Origin of the sequence: Paenibacillus sp. LHD-38 (genome assembly GCF_031157315.1) — a bacterium.
In the GTDB taxonomy this organism is placed as follows: Bacteria; Bacillota; Bacilli; order Paenibacillales; family Paenibacillaceae; genus Pristimantibacillus.
The window spans coordinates 20,415-39,846 of the sequence record NZ_JAVIFU010000036.1 but is presented as its reverse complement, the minus strand read 5'-3'; the positions used below and the strand labels follow the sequence as shown (position 1 = coordinate 39,846).

The following is a 19,432-nucleotide window of genomic DNA, read 5'->3' as shown; positions in this document are numbered from 1 at the left end:
CATTCAAAGTTATCCAAGCATTAATGGAAGTCTAACAATGATTTTTGATCCCAGTCCCCGTTCGCTCTCGATCGTAAGGCCGTAACCAGACCCATGCGATAGCTTAATTCTCTCGTTTACGTTATATAAGCCATAGCCGCGATCCTCGCTGCTCTGCCTGATGGCATGGAATGATTCATTCATCTGGGTCAACCTTTCGGACTCGAAGCCGATCCCGTCATCCGCGACAACGAGCACAAGCTTATTGTCTTCCTTGTAGCCTGAAATCTGAATTTTTCCTACACCAAGCTTCGCCTTGATGCCATGATAAATCGCATTCTCGACAAGCGGCTGCAAAATAATTTTAAGTACGTTTTGCGACTCCAGCTCCTTCGGAATATCGATATGATAAGACAGTTTATCCTCATATCTGGCCATTTGAATGATCAGATAGCTCTCGACATGCTGCATCTCATCGCTGAGCGGAATGACCTCCCGGCCCTTGCTGAGACTGATTCGAAACAAATGAGTGAGTGCAACGACAATATCAACGATATCGTCCGCATCACGGTCCTGTGCCATCCACTGTATCGTATCCAGCGTATTGTAGAGGAAATGAGGCTTAATTTGCGCTTGTAAAATTTTCAGCTCCGCCTCGCGTTTTTCCTTTTGCTCCAAATAAACCAGATGAATCAAATTGTCGATTTCCTGCACCATATTATTAAAGCTGTTGCCCAGCTGCCCGATTTCATCTTTGGTCTTGCTCGGAAAACGCAGATGCAGCTCGCCCTCTTCCACTTTTTTCATTAAACTGCGCAGCTTGCCAAGGGGGCGAACGATTGAATTCGTAAAGTATAAGGAAGCCAAAAAGGCAAGAAGCAAGGTAACAAGCGCAATAATAACCGTATAAAATTGAATATCGGCAACGACCTGCAGTGATTCCTTCAGCGGGAATACACCGACAATGCGCCAATCAAATTCAGGAAAAGTATTATAGACCATCTGGTATTCCAGATTATCGATATAGCGGAAAACTTTGCCCGAGCGTCCTTCCAACCATTTTCCTGATATGCGGTATACGACCTTGTTAACAGGCGAATAAACGACCCCGCCATTTTCATCCATAATAAAGATAAAGCCGCTCTTGCCAAGCGAAGCGGATTCGACGATATCCTGAATGATGTCTAACTTCATATCGATCAAAATAACCCCAAGCACTTTGCCGGTCACCGGATCCTTCACGGCTCTAACGAACGATAATACCTGATCGGCGCTTAAATTTTGCGCTGCTCTAATATTTCTGCCGATCGGGTGGCTGTACAGATGAATATGGTCCGGTTGAATTACCGCTTTCTTATACCACTGCTCCTCCGTCATGGGATCTCTAGTTATTTGCTCCAATCCGCTGCTGGCGAATTGGTTGTTACCGCTTACAATCATCGCTCCCGCGATTTCAACATGCTTCTCAATATATACCCCCTGAATCTTCCGCACCTTGGCTTCCAAGCTATTGAGATGAACGGAATCCGTATTGGACCACCTCATAAACTGAATGACCGACGTATCCTGCGACAGGTAATAAATAATGTTGTCCATTTCTTGTATGTATACTTCGATATGATTTTTAACCTGATTCATCATCTGCACCGTGTGTGCATTCGTTTCCTCTTCGATGGCATTCTTATACAGCGTGCTGCCCAAAAAGCTGAGCGCCAAAATTGAAAATAAAGTAATGATGACGAAATAAAACAAAAGCTTGAAACGGATACTTCTATTCGCAAATAAACCGCTTAGCATAGACATCTAATCCGTCCTTATAAAATAATGTTCTATATTATATATTAATCCAAAAAACGAAACTACAAAAGAGAAATTTCTCTTAAGTAGTTTCGTTTTTTACCTTACTTTTCCATTAACTTATAAATTAATATTTGCGATTAGGCAAAGCATCAATTGCTTTTTGGCCAAAATATACATCCTCATCGGATTTGATCCATTTTTCAAGTGTGGCGCCCGCTTTGTAATCAAGGATCGCTTGCTTCAATTGTGGTCCGAGCAATGGATTACATTCAACAGTAACATTCATTTTTCCTTCTGCAATTGCTTCGAAAGCGGCTTTGATTCCGTCTACGCCGATGATTTTAATATCAGTGCCTGGTTTCAAGCCTGCTTCTTCAATCGCTTGAATAGCGCCTAGTGCCATATCGTCATTGTGAGCGTATACGACTTGGATGTTTTTATCCTTTTTCAGATAAGCTTCCATAACCTCTTTGCCTTTGGCACGGGTAAATTCACCTGTTTGGGAATAAACGATTTTGTAACCGGCTTCGCCAGCGATTGCATCCTCAAAGCCTTTTTTACGGTCATTCGCTGCGCTTGCTCCAACAGTACCTTCAAGCTGAACGATGTTCACTTGTGCGCCTGTGCCGAATTCCTCGATCATCCATTTTGCAGCATTTTGACCTTCTAGGATAAAGTCAGAGCCGATGAAGGATACATACAGATCTTCGTTACCTTTCGTAATGCCGCGGTCCAGCAAGAATACCGGGATGTTGGCATCCTTCGCTTCCTTCAAAACCGTTTCCCAGCCTGATTCTACAACAGGCGCAAGCCCGATTGCGTCTACTTTCTGAGCGATGAAGGTACGAATGGCTTTAATTTGGTTTTCTTGTTTTTGCTGCGCATCAGAAAACTTTAGTTCAAAGCCAGGATCCTCGCCAAATGTTGCTTTAACCGAATCCGTTTCCGCATCGCGCCAGCCGCTTTCAGCTCCGATTTGGGCAAAGCCGACAACAAGCTTCTTATCAGCTGCAGGTGGTGCCTCCGTAGCCGCATTTTCTGTTTTCGGCTCGTTTGTCGCATTTCCGCTTGCCGGTTTGTTACCCCCATTGTTGCTGTTGTTGCCACAGCCAGCGATTAAACCTACCAGCATAATTGTAGCAAGCATGGTCATGAAAAACGGTTTCTTTCTGTTCATCCTTACTTCCTCCCTTTCGAACTTGTAATGGCTACACATTTAATATACAAATTTTACAATCGGTCTGTATTTACAAATTAACGACTTTATTTTCAAATTTCGGTTTATTTTTGGAAGATGGCAATGCACTTTTTTCTTTTCTCATCACAATAATTCGTTGAAATGCCATGAAAAGAAATAATAAAAATCCAATAGTAATCTTCGTCCACCAGGAGCTTAACGTTCCTTGAAACATAATAATTGTTTGAATGATGCCCGTGCACAGCACCCCTAGTGTCGGCCCAACCATATAACCGAAGCCGCCTGTTAATAAAATTCCGCCGATCACGCATGCCGCAATCGCATCCATTTCCATTCCCATCAGATGAAGCGAATAACCGGACAGCATATAGAGCGTGAACACAACGCCGCCGATCGCCGAGAACAAGCCGCTTAAGGTATAAACGAGAATCGTAGTTTTCGCAACGGGCAATCCCATTAATACCGATGATTTTTCACTGCCGCCAATGGCGTAGACCGCTCTTCCGAAGGAGGAATAACGGCCGATCAATATAGCGGCTATGACCACAGCTGCAGCAACGAGGACACTAATCGTAATAAAGTTATCGCCCCACAAATGAATCTTGTACTGGGACAGCTTAACGTAGGTCGGATTGCTGATGACGATACTCTCCGTGCTGATCAGAAAGCTGATCCCCCTGGCAAGAAACATGCCCGCAAGCGTTACGATCCAGGGGTGAAGCTGAAACCGCTGGATCAAATAGCCTTGGCCTGCGCCAAACAGCGTGCCGATTAACAACGCAACGATCGTTACGACCAACGCGTTCGCTCCCTGCTCGAACAACCCGGCGGAAACCATGCTGATGAGCGCCACAACCGATGCTACGGATAAATCGATGCCACCTTTTATAATGACAAAAGCCATTCCCGTTGCGACGATGATCAGATAGGCATTATCAATAAAAAGATTTAAGAACACCTGCATCGAGAAAAAACCAGTGTAAAGGGCAGCCCCTGATCCGTACAAAATGAATAAGAGCAGCAGCGTCGCCAAAACGATAATGTTGTTGTGACTGATTTTTAGAGATACCTGTTTCATTGTGCTGCCACCTTCTTTTTCGCCAATTTAAATGATTGTCTGAACATGTCGGATTGAATCAAACATACGATAATGACAACAACGGCCTTCACGAGTAAAATACTGGAAGGCTCAACGCCCAAGGAATAAATCGTAGTTGTCAAACTTTGGATAAACAAGGCGCCGACGATTGTTCCGCCTAGATAAAAGCGTCCGCCGCGCATCGACGTCCCGCCGATTACGACTGCCAAAATGGCATCAAGTTCTATCCATAATCCCGCATTGTTCGCATCAGCACTCGCTACGTTAGCGCTAATGATAATGCCCGCGATCCCGGCGCAAACTCCGGTAATGGTATACGCCGTCATAAAGATTACCTTCGGACGAATACCCGCATAGCTGCTTGCTGTTTTGTTGCCGCCTGCCGCCTCGAGAAATAATCCGAATGCGGTACGCGTTTTGAAGAGATACACAATTAAGAACACGCCCATTGCCAGAAATAGCGGGAACGGAAGACCAAGCAAATGCCCTTTCCCGATGAACTGGAAGGCTTTGTCGCTCGTCGTAAGTACCTGCCCTCCCGTAATAAGCTGAGCGATCCCGCGTCCTATCGTCAATAGGATCAAGGTAGCAACCATTGGCTGAATACCAAGAATAGCCACCAGCATGCCGTTCCATAAACCGCATATTAAACCAGCGCCGATACCAACCAGAACAACAAGCCAGAGCGGATACCCATCGAGCATAAATACCGCGATAGCCCCCGAAATGGCTAGCACCGAACCGACCGATATATCGATGCCCTCTTTCGCAATAACTAAGGTCATCCCAATCGCGATGATGATGAGCGGTGAACCGTTCTTCAAAATATCGATGAGATTACCGAATAAATGGCCGTCCTTCCATTCCATCCTGAAAAAATCAGGAATGACTATCAAGTTAAACAAAAATAAAACAACGATCGCAAGGATCGGCCAAATGATTTTCTGCTTGCCTAAATTAAGCGCCAATCCCGTCAGACCCGCCATACATTTCCGCTCCTTTCGCAATCATTTCCATGATGACATTCTCGCGCATATTCGCACCCGTAACCTCGCCGATCTTAATACGGTCCCGCAGTACGACGATTCGATTGCAGCATTGCACGATTTCCTCGAGTTCTGCGGAAATAATAAGAATGGAAATGCCGGTAGCCGCTAACTCGAGAATAAGCTTGCGTATTTCCATCTTCGAGCCAACATCAATGCCGCGCGTCGGCTCGTCCAGAATGAGCAGCTTTGGCTGTGTCGCAAGCCATCTCGCCAAAATCACCTTTTGCTGATTGCCGCCGCTCAGATTTTCAATCTTCTGCTCTGCGCTTGGGGTCTTTATCTTGAGCAGCTCGATATACTTATTCGCGATTTCCTTTTGCTTGCGCAGCGGAATGAACGAGAACAGTCCCTTGCGCGCTTGCAGCGCTAATACGATATTCTCACGGATGGTCAGCTCTCCTACGATCCCGGCAACCTTGCGGTCCTCCGGCGTGAAGCCGAGCCCTTTCTGAATTGCCTTCTGAGGGAACATCGACGAAATATGCTCACCGTCAATGGTCAGTGTGCCTTCATCCGCTTTGTCGATGCCAAAAATCAGCTTTGCGATTTCGGTTCTGCCCGAGCCAAGAAGCCCTGCAAGCCCCAGCACCTCGCCTTTGCCGATTTGAAGATCAATCGGATTGATGCTGCCGCGTTTGCCAAGCGAGCTGGCCTTTAGGAAGTTTTCGCCGGCTATGCGTTCCACTGCTCGTTTTCCAGCGGCTTCCTCGGTGCACCATTCGCGTCCAATCATATGCGACACCAGCTCTGTTTTGGATAAATCCTTCGTCACGTACTCTCCAACGAGCGTACCGTTCCGAAGCACGGTTATTCTGTCAGTCACCTCATATACCTGATCGAGAAAATGGGTTACAAATACGATACCCATCCCCTCTTGCTTCAGTTTGCGCATGACCTTGAACAACTGCTTCACTTCATTTGCATCAAGGCTTGAGGTCGGCTCATCCAAAATAAGAATGCCGTTTGAAATATCAACCGCTCTTGCAATGGCTACCATTTGCTGAATGGCAACCGAGTAATGCGATAAGGGCTGCTTCACATCAATGGCAAGGTCAAGCCGCTCCAGCAGCCGCTCGCTCTCTTGGTACATTTTGTCCCAATCGATTAATCCCCGTTTTCGCGGGTGACGTCCGATATAAATATTTTCCGCAACGCTTAGATTGGCGCATAAATTAACCTCTTGATACACCGTACTGATCCCAAGCTGCTGTGCTTCAAGCGGAGACTTGGGCGAGATTGGCCTGCCAGCCAGTTTTACCTCTCCTGAATCCCACTTGTGTACGCCGGTCGCGACTTTAATTAATGTTGATTTCCCGGCACCGTTTTCTCCCATCAGGGCATGAATCTCACCCTTCCTCAGTCCAAAATCAACATTCGACAGCGCCTTAACGCCAGGAAACGATTTACTTATTCCTCTCATATGCAGCACGTAATCTGTGCCCATTGACCTTCACCTCTTTCCAGTTTCACCTCCAATTGTAGAAAAAACGGCACCTGTACGTATTTAGAAATATAGGTCTTTTTTTTAACATTTCGGACATTTAGAAGAATGAACGGGTTTGGGGAAAGGAGCAGCACAAAAAAGCAGCGGAAGTCTCGGACTCGTAAATAAAGTCCTTGGACTGCCGCTGCAAACTTGATTCATTATGTAATTTTTAACGAGGGGCTTATAATTATATCTTCAATATTATAGTAAACGCTTTATATAACAATGCCTGAGTTTCCCTTTGTACATAAGACGGGTAAATGAAAGATTAAACCCTTCAGACTCTAAGTTGCTTATGCTTGCATGATTGTCAGGATGCACCGTTGAATAAAGGTAACGGCAGCCGTTCTCCCTAGCACGTTTCTCACGCAGCCGATGGAAATGCCGTTGTAAACCCAGACCGCGAGCTGATTCGTGGACAACGGTTGCCTCCAGAAATCCTACGTCAGATAATTCTTTTTCGGGTACACCGAATTCCCTTCCGAGGTTATTTTCGGTCTGTTTAGGAAACGTCAAAACGGAATAAGCAACAAGCTTCCCAGCAAGATATGCTCCATATATTTCGCCATTTTCGAGGACATAGTCGTGAAAATAATCCTCATCATCCATCGCAAAAAGTTCTTGAGACGGGAGCCGAGACATCACGTCAACCATGAGTGCATTCAGATCAGCAATTTCTTCATTTCCTAAACGTCGAATTTCCAAATTAGTTATCCCCCCTCTCATCTTGATCCGCAAAATCAACGGATCTCCTCCACACGTCCAGCGCTCCTCTTATACATGAACAGCAGAGCTATGCTTGCAGCGAACGAAAGGACAATCAACAGAAATGGCATCGCCGGATCCCATTTATATGCCCATCCCCCAATAATGCCAGACGGAGAAATGACAAGCAAAATCAGTACGGATAACATGGCAAATACGCTTGCGCGGTTCTCGTCGTCGATCGCGTTCGCTACTGCCGCCTCTAAATAGGGATAGGTCATCATCGTACCTACCGCTGCAAGAATCGTACTGGTGATCAGCCAAAACATCATACCGGGAAGGTGGATGATCAGCACCAGATTAGACAAAAGCGAGATGAAGAAACCCCAGAGCATAATCGTATGGATCCTGTCATCTCCCAGACGGGGCAGCAGAAGCCACATAGAGAGCAGCATGAACAAAGAGGTTACAGCCGGAAAGATCGACACAAGACCGCTGTCCAAATGAAGATGATCGACAAAAAAGAGCGATAAATAAGTGCTCTTGAGTGTGAGCTGGAACTGGAACAGAATGTAGACCCCGAAAATCAGCAGCAGCGGTCCATTCCCTAACATCTCGCGGATAACCCCTTTGTATTCCCGCACTCCAGCCATCAAGCCTACGCTGCGGGTTTCCTCCATTTTGCGAAGCCCAATTTCCGTTTCCCGGGTAGCAAAATGGCGGCCGATAAATTGGATGGTCATACAGATGCAAGCGAGGATATACATGATCCGCGTACCGGGAATCAGGCCATAATGGGCGACCAGCAGCCCTCCCAGCGGTGCGAATAAGCCTCCAAGCATGCCAACAAACTGAAGAACTGAGAACACGTACGTCCTGTCCTTTGGCGCGGTGTCCTCAACAAGCAAGCAGTAAAACGCGGTATGCGGAACCCTCTGAAAGCCGTTCACGATTGCCGCCGCTATAAAAAACCAAATATTTTGCGATACCGCCCACAACAGGGTACCCACCGTCCAGCTTAACACGTCAAAATAAAGCAGCGCCCATTTTCTGCCGAGCTTGTCGGTTAAATAGCCGCTGATGAAGGATGAGAATACCTGCACGAGCAGAGTCAGCGTCGTAATCCAGCCGATCGCCGTTTCATCCATCCCCATCTCAAACATATAAATCGTGGCATACGTGCTGAACATGCTGTATGGGATTAGAAAAAAAGGCTCGTACAGCAAACAGCCGCGCGCGTTTTTGGGTAGCTTAGATAAACCAAACATCTTGCTCCTCCATTGCTTTACCTATTTGACTTACCTGGCTGCCAACCTACTTCTTGCGACCAAGTATGGGCTTTCTGAATAATATTCCATACGATCGGCCCTTTTCCTTCCACATATTTTGGGCGTTCATTTTTATAAAGCTCCATTAGCCGGTGTTTTTCCTGAGCGTACCTCAAACAATCCGCAGGATGTGCCCTTAAATAATCTCTAAACAGCAAAGTGATTTGTTCTGAAAAACTGCCAGCCTGCCTAACGTGAATATGGGTTCTTCGGTTTCCCGGCAATTCTCGAAAATACCTCTTCGTTTTATCCGGATTTTCGTTGCGCAGCACAAAACCCGCTTCTTCAATCTTAGTTTTGTAGTTTAAAACGTTATCGTAATTTAAAACGGATATTTGAATATCTATAATTGGCTTTGCATCCAAACCAATTACCGATGTTGAGCCGACATGATCTATACGACTTGCCAAATCTCCTAATGATTCTCTTAATTTTATAGCGAGATCATGAAATAGATTTTCCCATTCCGGATCGTATTTCGATATCCTCCACTGATCCTCCATTAGTTATCTCCTTCTATTAAACTGGATTATTAAATTTGAGATCCATAGGATCGCAACAGTAACCTTTAGGTAATCAGGTAAACAAAATGTGCCTACTTTTCAGTTATTCTTTTTTGTTCTATGTTGTATTTGTGGATTGACGAATTTATGTCCAATGCTTACTGGGACAAATATCCAATGAGATAAACCAAATTCATTTATTAGATGGGTGGTATTTTCGATGGAATATCGTGTATTAGGCCGTTCTGGACTACGGGTTAGTGAGGTTAGTTTGGGTTGCTGGGCAATTGGCGGACCCTCTTGGCGAGATGGAAGCCCGGTGGGTTGGTCGGGTAATGATGACAAGGAATCGCTTGCGGGATTACGCAGGTCCTATGCCCTAGGAATCAATCATTTTGATACTGCCGATGTATACGGCGATGGCCATTCTGAAAGGGTAATCGGTCAATTTTTGCAGGAAATTCCACGTGAATCGGTTATTGTTGCTTCAAAAGTAGGTTGGTTCAAGGGTACGGCTCCTAATGCGATGCAGCCCGTTCATATCCGCCACCAGATCGAACAGTCACTTACTAATTTGGGTACGGATTATTTAGATATTTATTATTTTCATAACACGAATTTTGGTTCAAATGATCAATATCTTGAAGAAGCGGCTGAAACGATGCGCCAGTTACAAAAAGAAGGAAAGGTTCGCGTAATTGGCCAATCTGCCTATAGTTACGCGGATTTCATGAGAGTATGTCCAATCACACGTCCAGACGTGCTGCAATTTCATTATAATGCGTTCGGGAACCACTTTGATCTGCCTGAAACCAACCTGTTCCGCTGGGCGGAAGAACAAAATCTCGGGATCGTGCTTTTCGGGCCGCTAGCGCAAGGGCTGCTGCTGGATAAGTTTGATCCGAATCACCCTCCCCAGTTCGGCGATGGAGATATTCGCGCAAACAATGAATCCTACACAAGAGAACGATTGCTCGAGATTCGCACTAAATTGCAGCCGATTAAAGAGCGTTTCGGTTATGACGTACAGGATTTGGTTCGGGTTGCGATTCAGTATCCTCTGGCTCAATCTCCGAATGCTTGCGTCATTCCCGGATTTAAAAATGCACGTCAGGCGGAATCAAATGCCTATGCCGCAGGCAAGCCGCTCACCGATGAGGAAATCTCAATGATTAAATACCTTCTTCACGAATGACACCTAAGACCAATCATTTCCCCATTTCTTCATTTCGTGAATAATTGCGTGTAAAGCATGTCCCTTCTCTGTAAGTGCATACTCTACCGTCATAGGAACAGTTGGATAAGCCGTCCGGGTAATTACTCCATTATTTTCAAGATGGCGGAGCGTATCGGTCAATGATTTGGAGCTAACCCCGCAAACGGCTTGCTTTAATTCGCCGAATCTTTTTTTCTCATGAAACATCATTTCCCGAATGACAAGAAAGGACCATTTCCCGCCAACAATATCAAGAGATTTCTCTATTGAACAACGCTTATGGACTGCTTGATTCTCTGCCTCTTCCAATCGAATCTCTCCTTTGGTTTGGAATGCCGGATTTTTTATCATGCTTTAATATCGAACTTTATTATACGATACCCATTTGGTTAAGAAAATGTATTTCTATTATTATATACAGTAATTAAAAATGAAAAGGCTGAATGGCTACTCATTCGGGGGAGATATACGATGAACATTGGATTTATTGGCTGTGGAGTCATATCGACTGCTCATTTAGAAGGGCTGGAAGAGTTAAAGAAAGCAAACCGGGAAACATTTGAATTATCGGCCGTCTGCGATCTAAATGAGAATAGAGCAAATGCATTTGCTGCAACTGCGGAAGAACGGCTTGGTAAACGTCCAACGGTATATACGGACTACAAAAAAATGATAGACGAAGAAAATTTAGATGCGGTTTCTGTTTTGTTGGATCATGATTTGCATCACATTGTGGCGGAAGATTGTTTTGCCGCCGGCATCCATGTACAAATGCAAAAGCCACTGGCCATTTCACCATACTATGGACGAAAAATTCTGGCAGATGCCAAAAAATACGGCAGGGTGTTAACCGTCTCCGAACCGAGCGTTTTAGGCGCAGAGAACGTGGCGATGGCCAGAGCGATTAAGGATGGAATCATCGGTTCCGTGAATCTACTGATGGATTATGTAACGGTTACCTTGCACAGGACTTTTTTTGCCGGGACCGCTTGGCGGCATCTTAAAGGAAGGGCTGGTGCAGGCTGGATCAACGATCACGGCGTGCACCGCACGCATATGTTTACAGAAGTGAACGGTCCTATCCGTGAAGTATTTGCCTATACGGAAATATTTGAAAAAGAATTGAGCGACGGTAATACGACGATCCGTCCGACAGGAGAAGACACAAGCGTCACCGTCTTCCGTTTTGATAACGGAGGTTTGGGGCATTGGATGTGCAGTACTGCTGCACATGGAGAAACGATGGGCGGCGTTTGGATATATGGCAGCAAAGGCTGTTTTCGTCCCGGGAAACATATTGCTCTGGCAAATGGTCAGACCATTCCCGTTGGAGACTTAATCATGCAATACGCACCTGAAGTAGCAGCTCATCCGTTTGCTCACTCCTATGTGGAATTGTGGGAAGCAATCTCTGATCGGATAGTCCCGATTTCCAGCGGCGAACGAGGGCTTGAGGCTCTTAGCATTGTTTATGCCGCGCTGGAATCGGCGTTGATCGGTCATCCGGTTAAGGTGGAAGATATTATGAATGGAGTAAGACATGCTTATGAAGATACCGTAGTTAAAGAAATGATACCTGAACGCAAATCTCCATTAATATAGATGAGGCTCTCGCAAGTTCAGCAAGGGAAATAAGAAAAAGATCACCCTATCGGATGATCTTTTTCTATGCTTTATCCGACATGGGATAGCTTTAATACGTTTGTTGAAAGAATGCTTCATGAGCTTTCGAAGGTTTTTCGAACCAATGGGCTACTTTATCGGCAATCTGTTGGTCCGTTGCTGCCTGCATAAGCATTTGAACGATGTGTTCAGGCATTGGCCCGGTCATGGCATTCGTCCATTCCGTCACGGCCGCCAAATAGGGGCGGGTACGTTTCCAATAGTCGATTCCTACCTCTTCATCCCAAGGAGATTCCTTGTGTGCCATAAGAGACTCATATAATTGCTCCGCACAATAGGAGGCCGTATTGCAGCCTTGACCCGTAATTGGATCTGCCAGGAAAACACTGTCACCACATCCTAATACCAAAGTACCGTTCAGCATCAAATAGGGCCGGCGAATAACCGGGGTAATCGCTGTCTGGAGAAAAGCCGCCTCATCTACAAGTGCGAAATGATCTGGATCAACGCGACCGTAAATCGCTGGAAAGTTTTCCTGCAGCATGCTCTTCATCCGTTCCTCAAATTCTTGAGCGCTCCTCACCCCTTTAAAAGCATCCAACATGCCCTCAGGCAGCGCCTCTATGAATAAAATGGTAACCGCTCCCTGTTCGGTTAATGCGGGAATTTCAAACATTTCACCGACTCCGGGAAGTACCGTGATCGAGATCCCCACTGGCTCAACAGGTGCTACCCCTGTAAAATAACCAACGATGCATTTGCGCTGCGGAGCATCGAATGGAGTAAGCCCAGCTTCAACTGGGAAGGGCAGCAGCGGACCCGATTTCCCGGTGGCATCGATTAATAGATCATAAGATTCAGCCAAATCCTTAATCTCATTCCGGGATACGCGGGCTTTGCGCAAGCTCACGCCTTGCTCCGCCAAATCGTCCATCGCATTGGAATAAGCCATGCGCTGATCGACGGACGTTGCCGCGCCCGTCAGTCTCCCCACAAACAACTTTTGCTGGCCCATGTTGAAGTGGATCGTTTTAATGGAAGGGGCCGCATCCGTTTCCGGCATATGAAAACGATGCTCCCGATCCCGTGTCGGACGAAAATGAACCTGGGTTGATCTAATTTTTTCACGGCGAATATCATCCGCTTCCTCATAATGAAGCAGTGTTACGTCAAAATCATTTTTCAAGGAATAGGCAAGCTGAAGTCCCGCGGTACCGCTGCCGATAATTCCGATTCGTTTGTTCATAAATTCATCTCCTCCATGAAGGGTTTCTATAAGGATACAGAAAATCTTCATGGACAAAAAGGGAATTTCTACCTAAATTGTGAAGAAGCCAACCGGACAATCGGTTGGCTTCCATTCATTATTCGGCTACGGCTCCGACGATGGTCGTTCCTGTCTTCGTAATCTTATATTCGACGATTTTTCCGCTCCAAAAGTGGAAGATCAGCACAACTTCGCCGTCATTCACTTCGTTGAAGAAGTTTTGCGTGAGCTTAATCTCATTCGTATCGTACGACGGCGAGAAAGCATACGCAAATTCCTTGAAGGATGTCCAGTTCTGCGGACCCGCGTTGCCTCCTGCAGCGTAAACAGCTTCCATCGTAGCAAGCCGGTCGCCGTTGAACGCTGTCGGGATCGAGAAGTCGTTTGTCGTTCCGGCTGCATTCTGCAGCACTGGCGTAGAATAGACGATTACATCAAACGTCCAGTCCTCGCCCTTGTTGAAGTCCGCTGTAAGCTCCGCGTTTTCGCCGTATGCGCCTGATGCTGTCAGCTTGGAGAGTAAGCTTGCCTTCACTGTCAGGATATCGCCAGCTATGGAATAGTCCGTGCCTATGCGCAGCGTCTTGCCATTATGGCGAAGAGCCGTCAGGCGATTACCGTTTAATTCGAGCCGAATGACGGCATCCTGCGTTTTCTCGCCTTTGGCCAAATAAATCAAATCGGTTTCCGCGGTTGCCGAGCGGCCCTTCCAACTCGTTTTAAGCATGCCGTGCAGCTGCGGATCGTTCCATTTCAGCTGGCTGCGGTCGAGATGCTGTCCATTATCCCACAGCATATGAGTAATGCCTCTTTCTTGGATGTAATGAAGCAAGTACTCGAAAAATTTAAGCTTCTCGCCTTGTTCGATCGTACCCGTGTTTTTGTCGAAGCCGAGCAATCCGTATTCACCCAGAATAACGGGGATGCCCTTAGCCACTAATGTATTATAGACGCGGTCGAATGTTTGAACGATGTCATTCTTTGTTTCTTCATTGAAGCGGGTGAAGCCGGCGATATTGACGCTGAATGGCCAAAATCCATAATAGTGAACGGTGGCAATCAGGTTCGGGTCGTTCAGCTCGGCAAACGTATCTACCAGCGCGTCGAGCCGATCCTGGTTCGCGTTCGTCTCAAGCGTCGGCAGTACGAGCGGGCGCTCGGAGTTGTTGCCGCCGGAAGCACGTACAATCTCATGGAAGGATGCATTCAATTCATGCAGCATCGCGAAGTTAGCTTCGCCGTTTCCACCCCAGCCGTCAGAGAAGCGAGGTTCGTTGATGCTTTCGAACGAAAGCTTCTTCGATTCGTTTTTGAACTTTTCGGCGATTTGCGTCCATGCTGCGTTATATCGGGCTAGAACAACATCATGTTCGCTGCCCATACGGTTAACCCACAGCCAAGAGTCGTGGTGCAGGTTGATCATGACGTACAAGCCGGCGTCAAGAGACCAGTCAACGACCTCTTCAACCCGGTCCAGGAATGCCGGATCGATCGTGTAGTCTGGAGCCTCGCCCATCCGGTGATCCCACGTTATCGGAATGCGAATGCTCTTGTAGCCTTGTGAAGCGATATGCTTAATGAGCTGCTTCGTCACGCGCGGATTGCCCCAGGACGTCTCGTCGACTCCTGTCGCGTCAAACGTATTGCCGAGATTCCAGCCAGGCTGCATTGCTTCGACGTAAGATTGAATCTTGCTCTTCGGAATGGCGATCGCGGGCCGTTCTTGCGAGGCAGCGCTCGCGGATGGAAGGATCAATGCTAACAAAAGCGTTACCGACATGATGATGCTAATGAGCTTTTTGGATGAATGCATATAATAAAATTACCTCCTCCAGGTTTTGGTTCCGAAACAAAATGCCGTGCATGTCGAACAGGTTGGAGCTCCACTCCTTTCATGAAAGCGTTATCATAAATAGGATACAGGGATGATTGTACCATGTCATAATTTTTGGAAAAACCCTAAAAATCAGAGAAAAAATCAGATGGAAATTACAGGATGATGGCAGTTATTGAGAGTAGAGAACGCATTTAGTTAGTATTGAAAAACTTTTAACTCTCCAAAAAAAAAAGTATCCCCCGCGGCTTTGCCGCTTTGGAGATACCCTCTGCTAATCCTATTTAAAACAACTCTCTCTGCAGCTGCCGTTACCTCGCCGCCGCTGCCTCCATGAAGTCGGCAATCTGAACCTTACGGCCGGTTTTTGCGCTCTCCACCGATGCCAGCACCATTGCCATACTATAAATATTGTCGCTGCAGTCGGTTTCAGGCTTACGGCCTTCCGCTAGCGAAGCAAACATATCGTCCAAACAGCCTTTATGCCCGGTGTTCACCATGTTTGGGAGCTGCGTTTCCACTCTCTCATAGTCTCTGATAAACTTTCCGGTCTGATCACCGGCAGCTACAATCTCCGCATAAGGATTTCCATGCCCGTCCCAAATTGCAGTACCATGTTCGCCTGTTACCCGCCATGATGCCTCCCATGAGGTAGTTACGCCTTCCGCGCACCATGATCCGCGGTAATTAAACACGGAGCCGTCAGACATTTCAAAGATACAGATCGCCATTGCGTTACCTTCGTACCATGAGCCGGGAGGATTATACTCATGGCAGTAAACCGATACCGGATTTGCTCCCACAATAAATCTCGCTTGGTCAAACGTATGAATCGACATGTCGAGCAGCAGCGGACTGTCCATCGCATCGCGGAAGCCGCCGAAATGGGCGCCTAGAAAGAAATCAGCGCCAACAAATCCTGGTTTGCCGATTACACCCTCCGTGAGCAATTGGCGGAAGGCGCGAATCCGCGGATCGAACCTGCGGTTTTGCATAACCGCATGCGTCCTCTCCAGCACATTTGACAACTGAACGATTTCGTTGCAATCATTCATCGTTTCGGCGAGCGGCTTCTCCCCAAATAAATGGCATCCAGCCTCTAAAGCAGCTTTGCTAATCGAATAGTGACTTGCAGGAATCGTAACATCAAATACCACAGTGGCACCGGTCTCCGCAATCGCTTGCTTAATATCCGTAAAGACCGGACATGCAAGCCCTTGACGGTCAGCCATTGCCTGTGCAAATTCCTCTTTGATATCAACAAGGCCGACGATTTCAATATCCGCTCTTTGTTTCGCGTAATCTACCCATGTATTTGCCATGCCGCCGCAGCCGGCGACGACTACCCGATGCTTTATTGTCATCTTCATCTCTCCTCGCATTCGCTTTGATTTATTAGACCGGATTTGGAACAAAATCGCCGCCGCGGCAGTGCTTCAAATAGTTTAATGCATGTACCTGTCCGGTCATTTCCAGCTCACCCTTATAGACGGGATCATGCCAGCCTTCAATATCGATTGTGCCTTTATAGCCATTTTGTCTCAAAATCGAAATCACATCGGTCCAGTTCGTATCGCCAAAGCCCGGTGTACGGTGCCATACAAATTGCTGCTTACCATGCACGCCATGCTCTTTGACAATGTCCCATGCAATGGTTGCATCCTTGCCATGCACGTGGAATACTTTATTCACCCATTTGCGAAGCTGCGGAATGGGGTCAATTAAGCTCACCATCTGATGGCAAGGCTCCCATTCCAAGCCAATATTGTCTTCCGGCACGGCGTTAAACATAAGCTCCCAGGCCGCCTGGTTATGCGCAATGTTCCAATCGCCTGTTTGCCATGTGCCGCCCATATCGCAATTTTCAAAAGCAATCCGCACGCCTTTGTCCGCTGCTCTGCGCGTCAACTCGCCGAACACTTCCTTAAACTTCGGAATCGATTCATCGATCGGCTGGTTCGTAATGCGACCCGTGAAACCGGATACAATATCAGCTCCGAATAAATGGGCATGATCGATAAGACGCTCCCAACTTGCCAGCGTATCGGCATTATCGCCCGCGCCCGTCAACGGATTACCGAATACGCTTACAGCCGGAACAACAAAATCATGCTCATCCGCAAGCGCTCTCACCCGCTTCGCCATTTCAACCAAATCTGTCTTGCCCGTCGTTTGCCAGAAAGTTAAGTTAAATGATTCGAAGCCATGCTTTACAATTTGTGGAATGACATGGTCCGCGTTTCCTCCGCCTACTAGTGTTCCAATTCGCAATTTGTTTTCCATCCTTGTATATCACTCCAATATTGGCTTATAGTATTCGTAACAACTTCATTATAGCTAGGAGCTTTGCAGATTACTCTATACAATCTTGCGCAATACTAGTCTAATCTTGTGGTGGTGAACGGAAGATGTCTTATCCGAAGGAACTGCGGGAAAACACCCGTCTGGAGCATAAAACCTATCCTATTCAGTTATTTCAAAATCACTGTGATGATGTCAAGCCGAATGACTGCATCCTTTATCTTCATTGGCATGAGCACTTTGAAATCATCTTCATGCGGCTAGGCAGCGCCTTGTTTCATATCGACAGCCGGCCGTATATTGCCAATGAGGGGGATGTGATCATCATCCCCGGCGGAGGCCTGCATGTCGGCTACTCCCTTGGCTACGGGCATATCTATTATGATTGCGTCGTCCTGAACGCTTCCCTCTTCAATGATTGGGTCCATGATCCTGTGCATGCGCAATATGTAGCTCCCTATTTGGAAGGCCGTCTTCATTTTCCCGTCAAGCCAGCGGAGCAGGAAGAAACCTGCCAGCGCTATTTCGCATTGCTTGATGAAGCGATTGCTGAGCTTGCAGCAAAACCTCCCGCGTATCAGCTTGTCGTAAAGTCAAAGCTGCATGCTTTGTTTACGCTGCTGTCCCGCACCTTCCTCGAGCAGCAGCTCGCGGGCAAACCGGCGGAGCCCTACTTTGTTAACCGTGACCGCTTTAAGCAGCTTATTCAGCGAATCGAGTCTGATTTTTGCGAAAAAATATCGATTGAGCAGGCCGCGAAGCAGGTTAGCCTCAATCCCTATCATTTTTGCAAGCTGTTCAAGAAGCTGACAGGACGTACCTTCGTCGAATATGTAAATGTCAGCCGGATGAATGAGGCAGAGCGTCTGCTTCGCGAGTGCAACGATACAATAACCGAAATCGCGGCAATGGTCGGCTGCGAGAATCCGAATTATTTTACAAAGCTGTATAAGCAATATAAAGGGATGACGCCGTCACAGGCGCGAAAATAGCAGCCCGACTCCATGCTAGTAATCTTTCTTAAATAATGAAAATAGCAACTTTTCCTCCCATTCTAGCGTCTATACTTAACAACGATGTCTAAAGGGGCTAATGGAATGTTCACGCTTAAAACTAAATATTTATCCATTGCATTATTGACTGTTGCCATTGCGGTTATGACGGTTAGCTGCAGCAATGCAAGCCATCAAACGAAAAATAGCGATAGCTCAGCGAACATATCTAATGCAGCTGGTGAAACGGACGAGCCGCATGAGGCAGCATCTACCGAGGAACCTGAAGCTGCCGTTACGCCGGCTCCGACGGAAGAGCCAACAGCCTCACCACTCCCGACGGCAGCCGCCCCCTCGGAAAAGCCGGCTGCCACTGATAATACGTCAGATGAAACGAACAAGAAACCGGAAGCGACTGCAAAGCCGACTAAAAAACCGGCAGCTGCGCCAAAGCCGTCGCCTGCCGCAAAGCCGACCAAGAAGCCTGCCACAGCAGCTCCTTCTGTGAAGCCAAGCGTGAAGCCGACAGCAACGCCAAAGCCTTCACCGCTCCCGATTGCTACTCCGTCGCCTACGCCAAAGCCGACGAGTAAGCCGGACCCCGAGAATCCGTCTGCTGAAGTGACGGTTGCCGATATCGCCGCCAAATTAACAACGGATGCCGGTCTAGGACCGCTAAGTCCTGTAGAAGGAGAGCAAATTAAGGATACCTACGGTATCGATCCGGAAAAACAGCTGGTCGACGGCAGCTTTTATCAAGCGATGATGATGATCCAAGCCGGTGAATTTTCGGTCGTACAGCTAAAATCGGAAAAAGACTTTGACGATGTCAAAGCTGCCTTTGAGAAACGCGCCGAAATGGTGCAAAAAGCGTTTGAATCCTATTTGCAGGACCAATACGAGCAGGCTCAAAATTACCAAATTATCCGAAACGGAAACTTTGTCCTCTTCTCGATTACGCCTGATCAGAAAAAAACGGCTGAAATCTTCAATAGCTTCTTTAAAAAAGAATAGAGTGTCCTTACAAAAAAGACTCCTTACAGCCTTTGGGC

17 protein-coding genes are annotated in these 19,432 nt (G+C 46.9%); 4 read left to right on the top strand and 13 right to left on the bottom strand.

Annotated features, from left to right (window positions below):
• Positions 1-9 precede the first annotated feature (9 nt).
• The 8 genes from RCO25_RS24780 to RCO25_RS24745 form a co-directional block, all read right to left on the bottom strand.
• Entirely contained in the window at positions 10-1,782 is a 1,773-nt protein-coding gene (locus RCO25_RS24780; RefSeq protein ID WP_308998786.1) for a cache domain-containing sensor histidine kinase, read from the bottom strand.
• A 121-nt stretch (positions 1,783-1,903) separates the two neighbouring features.
• Complete coding sequence (locus RCO25_RS24775; RefSeq protein WP_308998785.1) at positions 1,904-2,956, bottom strand: ABC transporter substrate-binding protein; 1,053 nt, start codon at positions 2,954-2,956, stop codon at positions 1,904-1,906.
• Between the two features lie 70 nt (positions 2,957-3,026).
• Positions 3,027-4,055, bottom strand: a complete 1,029-nt coding sequence (yjfF, locus tag RCO25_RS24770) for a galactofuranose ABC transporter, permease protein YjfF (protein WP_308998784.1) — start codon at positions 4,053-4,055, stop codon at positions 3,027-3,029.
• Positions 4,052-5,062, bottom strand: a complete 1,011-nt coding sequence (locus tag RCO25_RS24765; protein ID WP_308998783.1) for an ABC transporter permease — start codon at positions 5,060-5,062, stop codon at positions 4,052-4,054. Before RCO25_RS24765 ends, yjfF begins: the two co-directional genes overlap by 4 nt.
• Positions 5,034-6,569 carry a sugar ABC transporter ATP-binding protein gene (locus RCO25_RS24760; RefSeq protein WP_308998782.1) on the bottom strand — a complete coding sequence of 512 codons (1,536 nt, stop codon included), beginning with the start codon at positions 6,567-6,569 and terminating at the stop codon, positions 5,034-5,036. Before RCO25_RS24760 ends, RCO25_RS24765 begins: the two co-directional genes overlap by 29 nt.
• Positions 6,570-6,812: 243 nt before the next feature.
• A complete protein-coding gene (locus RCO25_RS24755) occupies positions 6,813-7,316 on the bottom strand; it encodes a GNAT family N-acetyltransferase (protein WP_308998781.1) in 504 nt (167 codons plus the stop codon).
• 35 nt (positions 7,317-7,351) lie between these two features.
• Positions 7,352-8,584, bottom strand: coding sequence for an MFS transporter (locus RCO25_RS24750; protein ID WP_308998780.1), 1,233 nt, complete (start codon positions 8,582-8,584; stop codon positions 7,352-7,354).
• A 17-nt stretch (positions 8,585-8,601) separates the two neighbouring features.
• On the bottom strand, positions 8,602-9,147 hold the full coding sequence (locus RCO25_RS24745; protein WP_308998779.1) for a GrpB family protein: 546 nt from the start codon (positions 9,145-9,147) through the stop codon (positions 8,602-8,604).
• Positions 9,148-9,367: 220 nt separating this feature from the next.
• Between RCO25_RS24745 and RCO25_RS24740 the strand changes: the two genes are divergently transcribed.
• Positions 9,368-10,342 carry an aldo/keto reductase gene (locus RCO25_RS24740; protein ID WP_308998778.1) on the top strand — a complete coding sequence of 325 codons (975 nt, stop codon included), beginning with the start codon at positions 9,368-9,370 and terminating at the stop codon, positions 10,340-10,342.
• Between the two features lie 3 nt (positions 10,343-10,345).
• Here RCO25_RS24740 and RCO25_RS24735 read toward each other — a convergent pair whose 3' ends face one another.
• The gene (locus tag RCO25_RS24735; protein ID WP_308998777.1) at positions 10,346-10,672 is read right to left on the bottom strand and encodes a winged helix-turn-helix transcriptional regulator; all 327 of its coding nucleotides are present in this window, start codon (positions 10,670-10,672) and stop codon (positions 10,346-10,348) included.
• A gap of 162 nt (positions 10,673-10,834) precedes the next feature.
• Between RCO25_RS24735 and RCO25_RS24730 the strand changes: the two genes are divergently transcribed.
• Positions 10,835-11,965: a Gfo/Idh/MocA family protein gene (locus tag RCO25_RS24730; RefSeq protein ID WP_308998776.1), complete on the top strand. Its 1,131-nt coding sequence runs from the start codon at positions 10,835-10,837 to the stop codon at positions 11,963-11,965.
• A gap of 91 nt (positions 11,966-12,056) precedes the next feature.
• Here RCO25_RS24730 and RCO25_RS24725 read toward each other — a convergent pair whose 3' ends face one another.
• The 4 genes from RCO25_RS24725 to RCO25_RS24710 all read right to left on the bottom strand — a co-directional run bounded on the left by RCO25_RS24725 (position 12,057) and on the right by RCO25_RS24710 (position 17,370).
• Positions 12,057-13,232, bottom strand: a complete 1,176-nt coding sequence (locus RCO25_RS24725; protein WP_308998775.1) for a styrene monooxygenase/indole monooxygenase family protein — start codon at positions 13,230-13,232, stop codon at positions 12,057-12,059.
• A 118-nt stretch (positions 13,233-13,350) separates the two neighbouring features.
• Positions 13,351-15,066 (bottom strand): cellulase family glycosylhydrolase, encoded by a 1,716-nt coding sequence (locus RCO25_RS24720; protein ID WP_308998774.1) that lies wholly within the window; start codon positions 15,064-15,066, stop codon positions 13,351-13,353.
• A gap of 332 nt (positions 15,067-15,398) precedes the next feature.
• Positions 15,399-16,451 carry a Gfo/Idh/MocA family protein gene (locus tag RCO25_RS24715; protein ID WP_308998773.1) on the bottom strand — a complete coding sequence of 351 codons (1,053 nt, stop codon included), beginning with the start codon at positions 16,449-16,451 and terminating at the stop codon, positions 15,399-15,401.
• A 31-nt stretch (positions 16,452-16,482) separates the two neighbouring features.
• Complete coding sequence (locus tag RCO25_RS24710) at positions 16,483-17,370, bottom strand: sugar phosphate isomerase/epimerase family protein (protein WP_308998772.1); 888 nt, start codon at positions 17,368-17,370, stop codon at positions 16,483-16,485.
• A gap of 125 nt (positions 17,371-17,495) precedes the next feature.
• On the opposite strand from RCO25_RS24710, the gene RCO25_RS24705 reads away from it, so the two are divergent.
• The gene (locus tag RCO25_RS24705; protein ID WP_308998771.1) at positions 17,496-18,380 is read left to right on the top strand and encodes a helix-turn-helix transcriptional regulator; all 885 of its coding nucleotides are present in this window, start codon (positions 17,496-17,498) and stop codon (positions 18,378-18,380) included.
• Between the two features lie 105 nt (positions 18,381-18,485).
• Positions 18,486-19,394 carry a DUF4358 domain-containing protein gene (locus tag RCO25_RS24700; RefSeq protein ID WP_308998770.1) on the top strand — a complete coding sequence of 303 codons (909 nt, stop codon included), beginning with the start codon at positions 18,486-18,488 and terminating at the stop codon, positions 19,392-19,394.
• Positions 19,395-19,432 lie beyond the last annotated feature (38 nt).

Excerpts from the sequence above, each read along its gene's own strand:
- RCO25_RS24780 (WP_308998786.1), bottom strand. The coding sequence starts at position 1,782 with ATGTCTATGCTAAGCGGTTTATTTGCGAATAGAAGTATCCGTTTCAAG.
- RCO25_RS24775 (WP_308998785.1), bottom strand. The coding sequence starts at position 2,956 with ATGAACAGAAAGAAACCGTTTTTCATGACCATGCTTGCTACAATTATG.
- yjfF (WP_308998784.1), bottom strand. The coding sequence starts at position 4,055 with ATGAAACAGGTATCTCTAAAAATCAGTCACAACAACATTATCGTTTTG.
- RCO25_RS24765 (WP_308998783.1), bottom strand. The coding sequence starts at position 5,062 with ATGGCGGGTCTGACGGGATTGGCGCTTAATTTAGGCAAGCAGAAAATC.
- RCO25_RS24760 (WP_308998782.1), bottom strand. The coding sequence starts at position 6,569 with ATGGGCACAGATTACGTGCTGCATATGAGAGGAATAAGTAAATCGTTT.
- RCO25_RS24750 (WP_308998780.1), bottom strand. The coding sequence starts at position 8,584 with ATGTTTGGTTTATCTAAGCTACCCAAAAACGCGCGCGGCTGTTTGCTG.
- RCO25_RS24745 (WP_308998779.1), bottom strand. The coding sequence starts at position 9,147 with ATGGAGGATCAGTGGAGGATATCGAAATACGATCCGGAATGGGAAAAT.
- RCO25_RS24740 (WP_308998778.1), top strand. The coding sequence starts at position 9,368 with ATGGAATATCGTGTATTAGGCCGTTCTGGACTACGGGTTAGTGAGGTT.
- RCO25_RS24730 (WP_308998776.1), top strand. The coding sequence starts at position 10,835 with ATGAACATTGGATTTATTGGCTGTGGAGTCATATCGACTGCTCATTTA.
- RCO25_RS24725 (WP_308998775.1), bottom strand. The coding sequence starts at position 13,232 with ATGAACAAACGAATCGGAATTATCGGCAGCGGTACCGCGGGACTTCAG.
- RCO25_RS24720 (WP_308998774.1), bottom strand. The coding sequence starts at position 15,066 with ATGCATTCATCCAAAAAGCTCATTAGCATCATCATGTCGGTAACGCTT.
- RCO25_RS24715 (WP_308998773.1), bottom strand. The coding sequence starts at position 16,451 with ATGACAATAAAGCATCGGGTAGTCGTCGCCGGCTGCGGCGGCATGGCA.
- RCO25_RS24710 (WP_308998772.1), bottom strand. The coding sequence starts at position 17,370 with ATGGAAAACAAATTGCGAATTGGAACACTAGTAGGCGGAGGAAACGCG.
- RCO25_RS24705 (WP_308998771.1), top strand. The coding sequence starts at position 17,496 with ATGTCTTATCCGAAGGAACTGCGGGAAAACACCCGTCTGGAGCATAAA.
- RCO25_RS24700 (WP_308998770.1), top strand. The coding sequence starts at position 18,486 with ATGTTCACGCTTAAAACTAAATATTTATCCATTGCATTATTGACTGTT.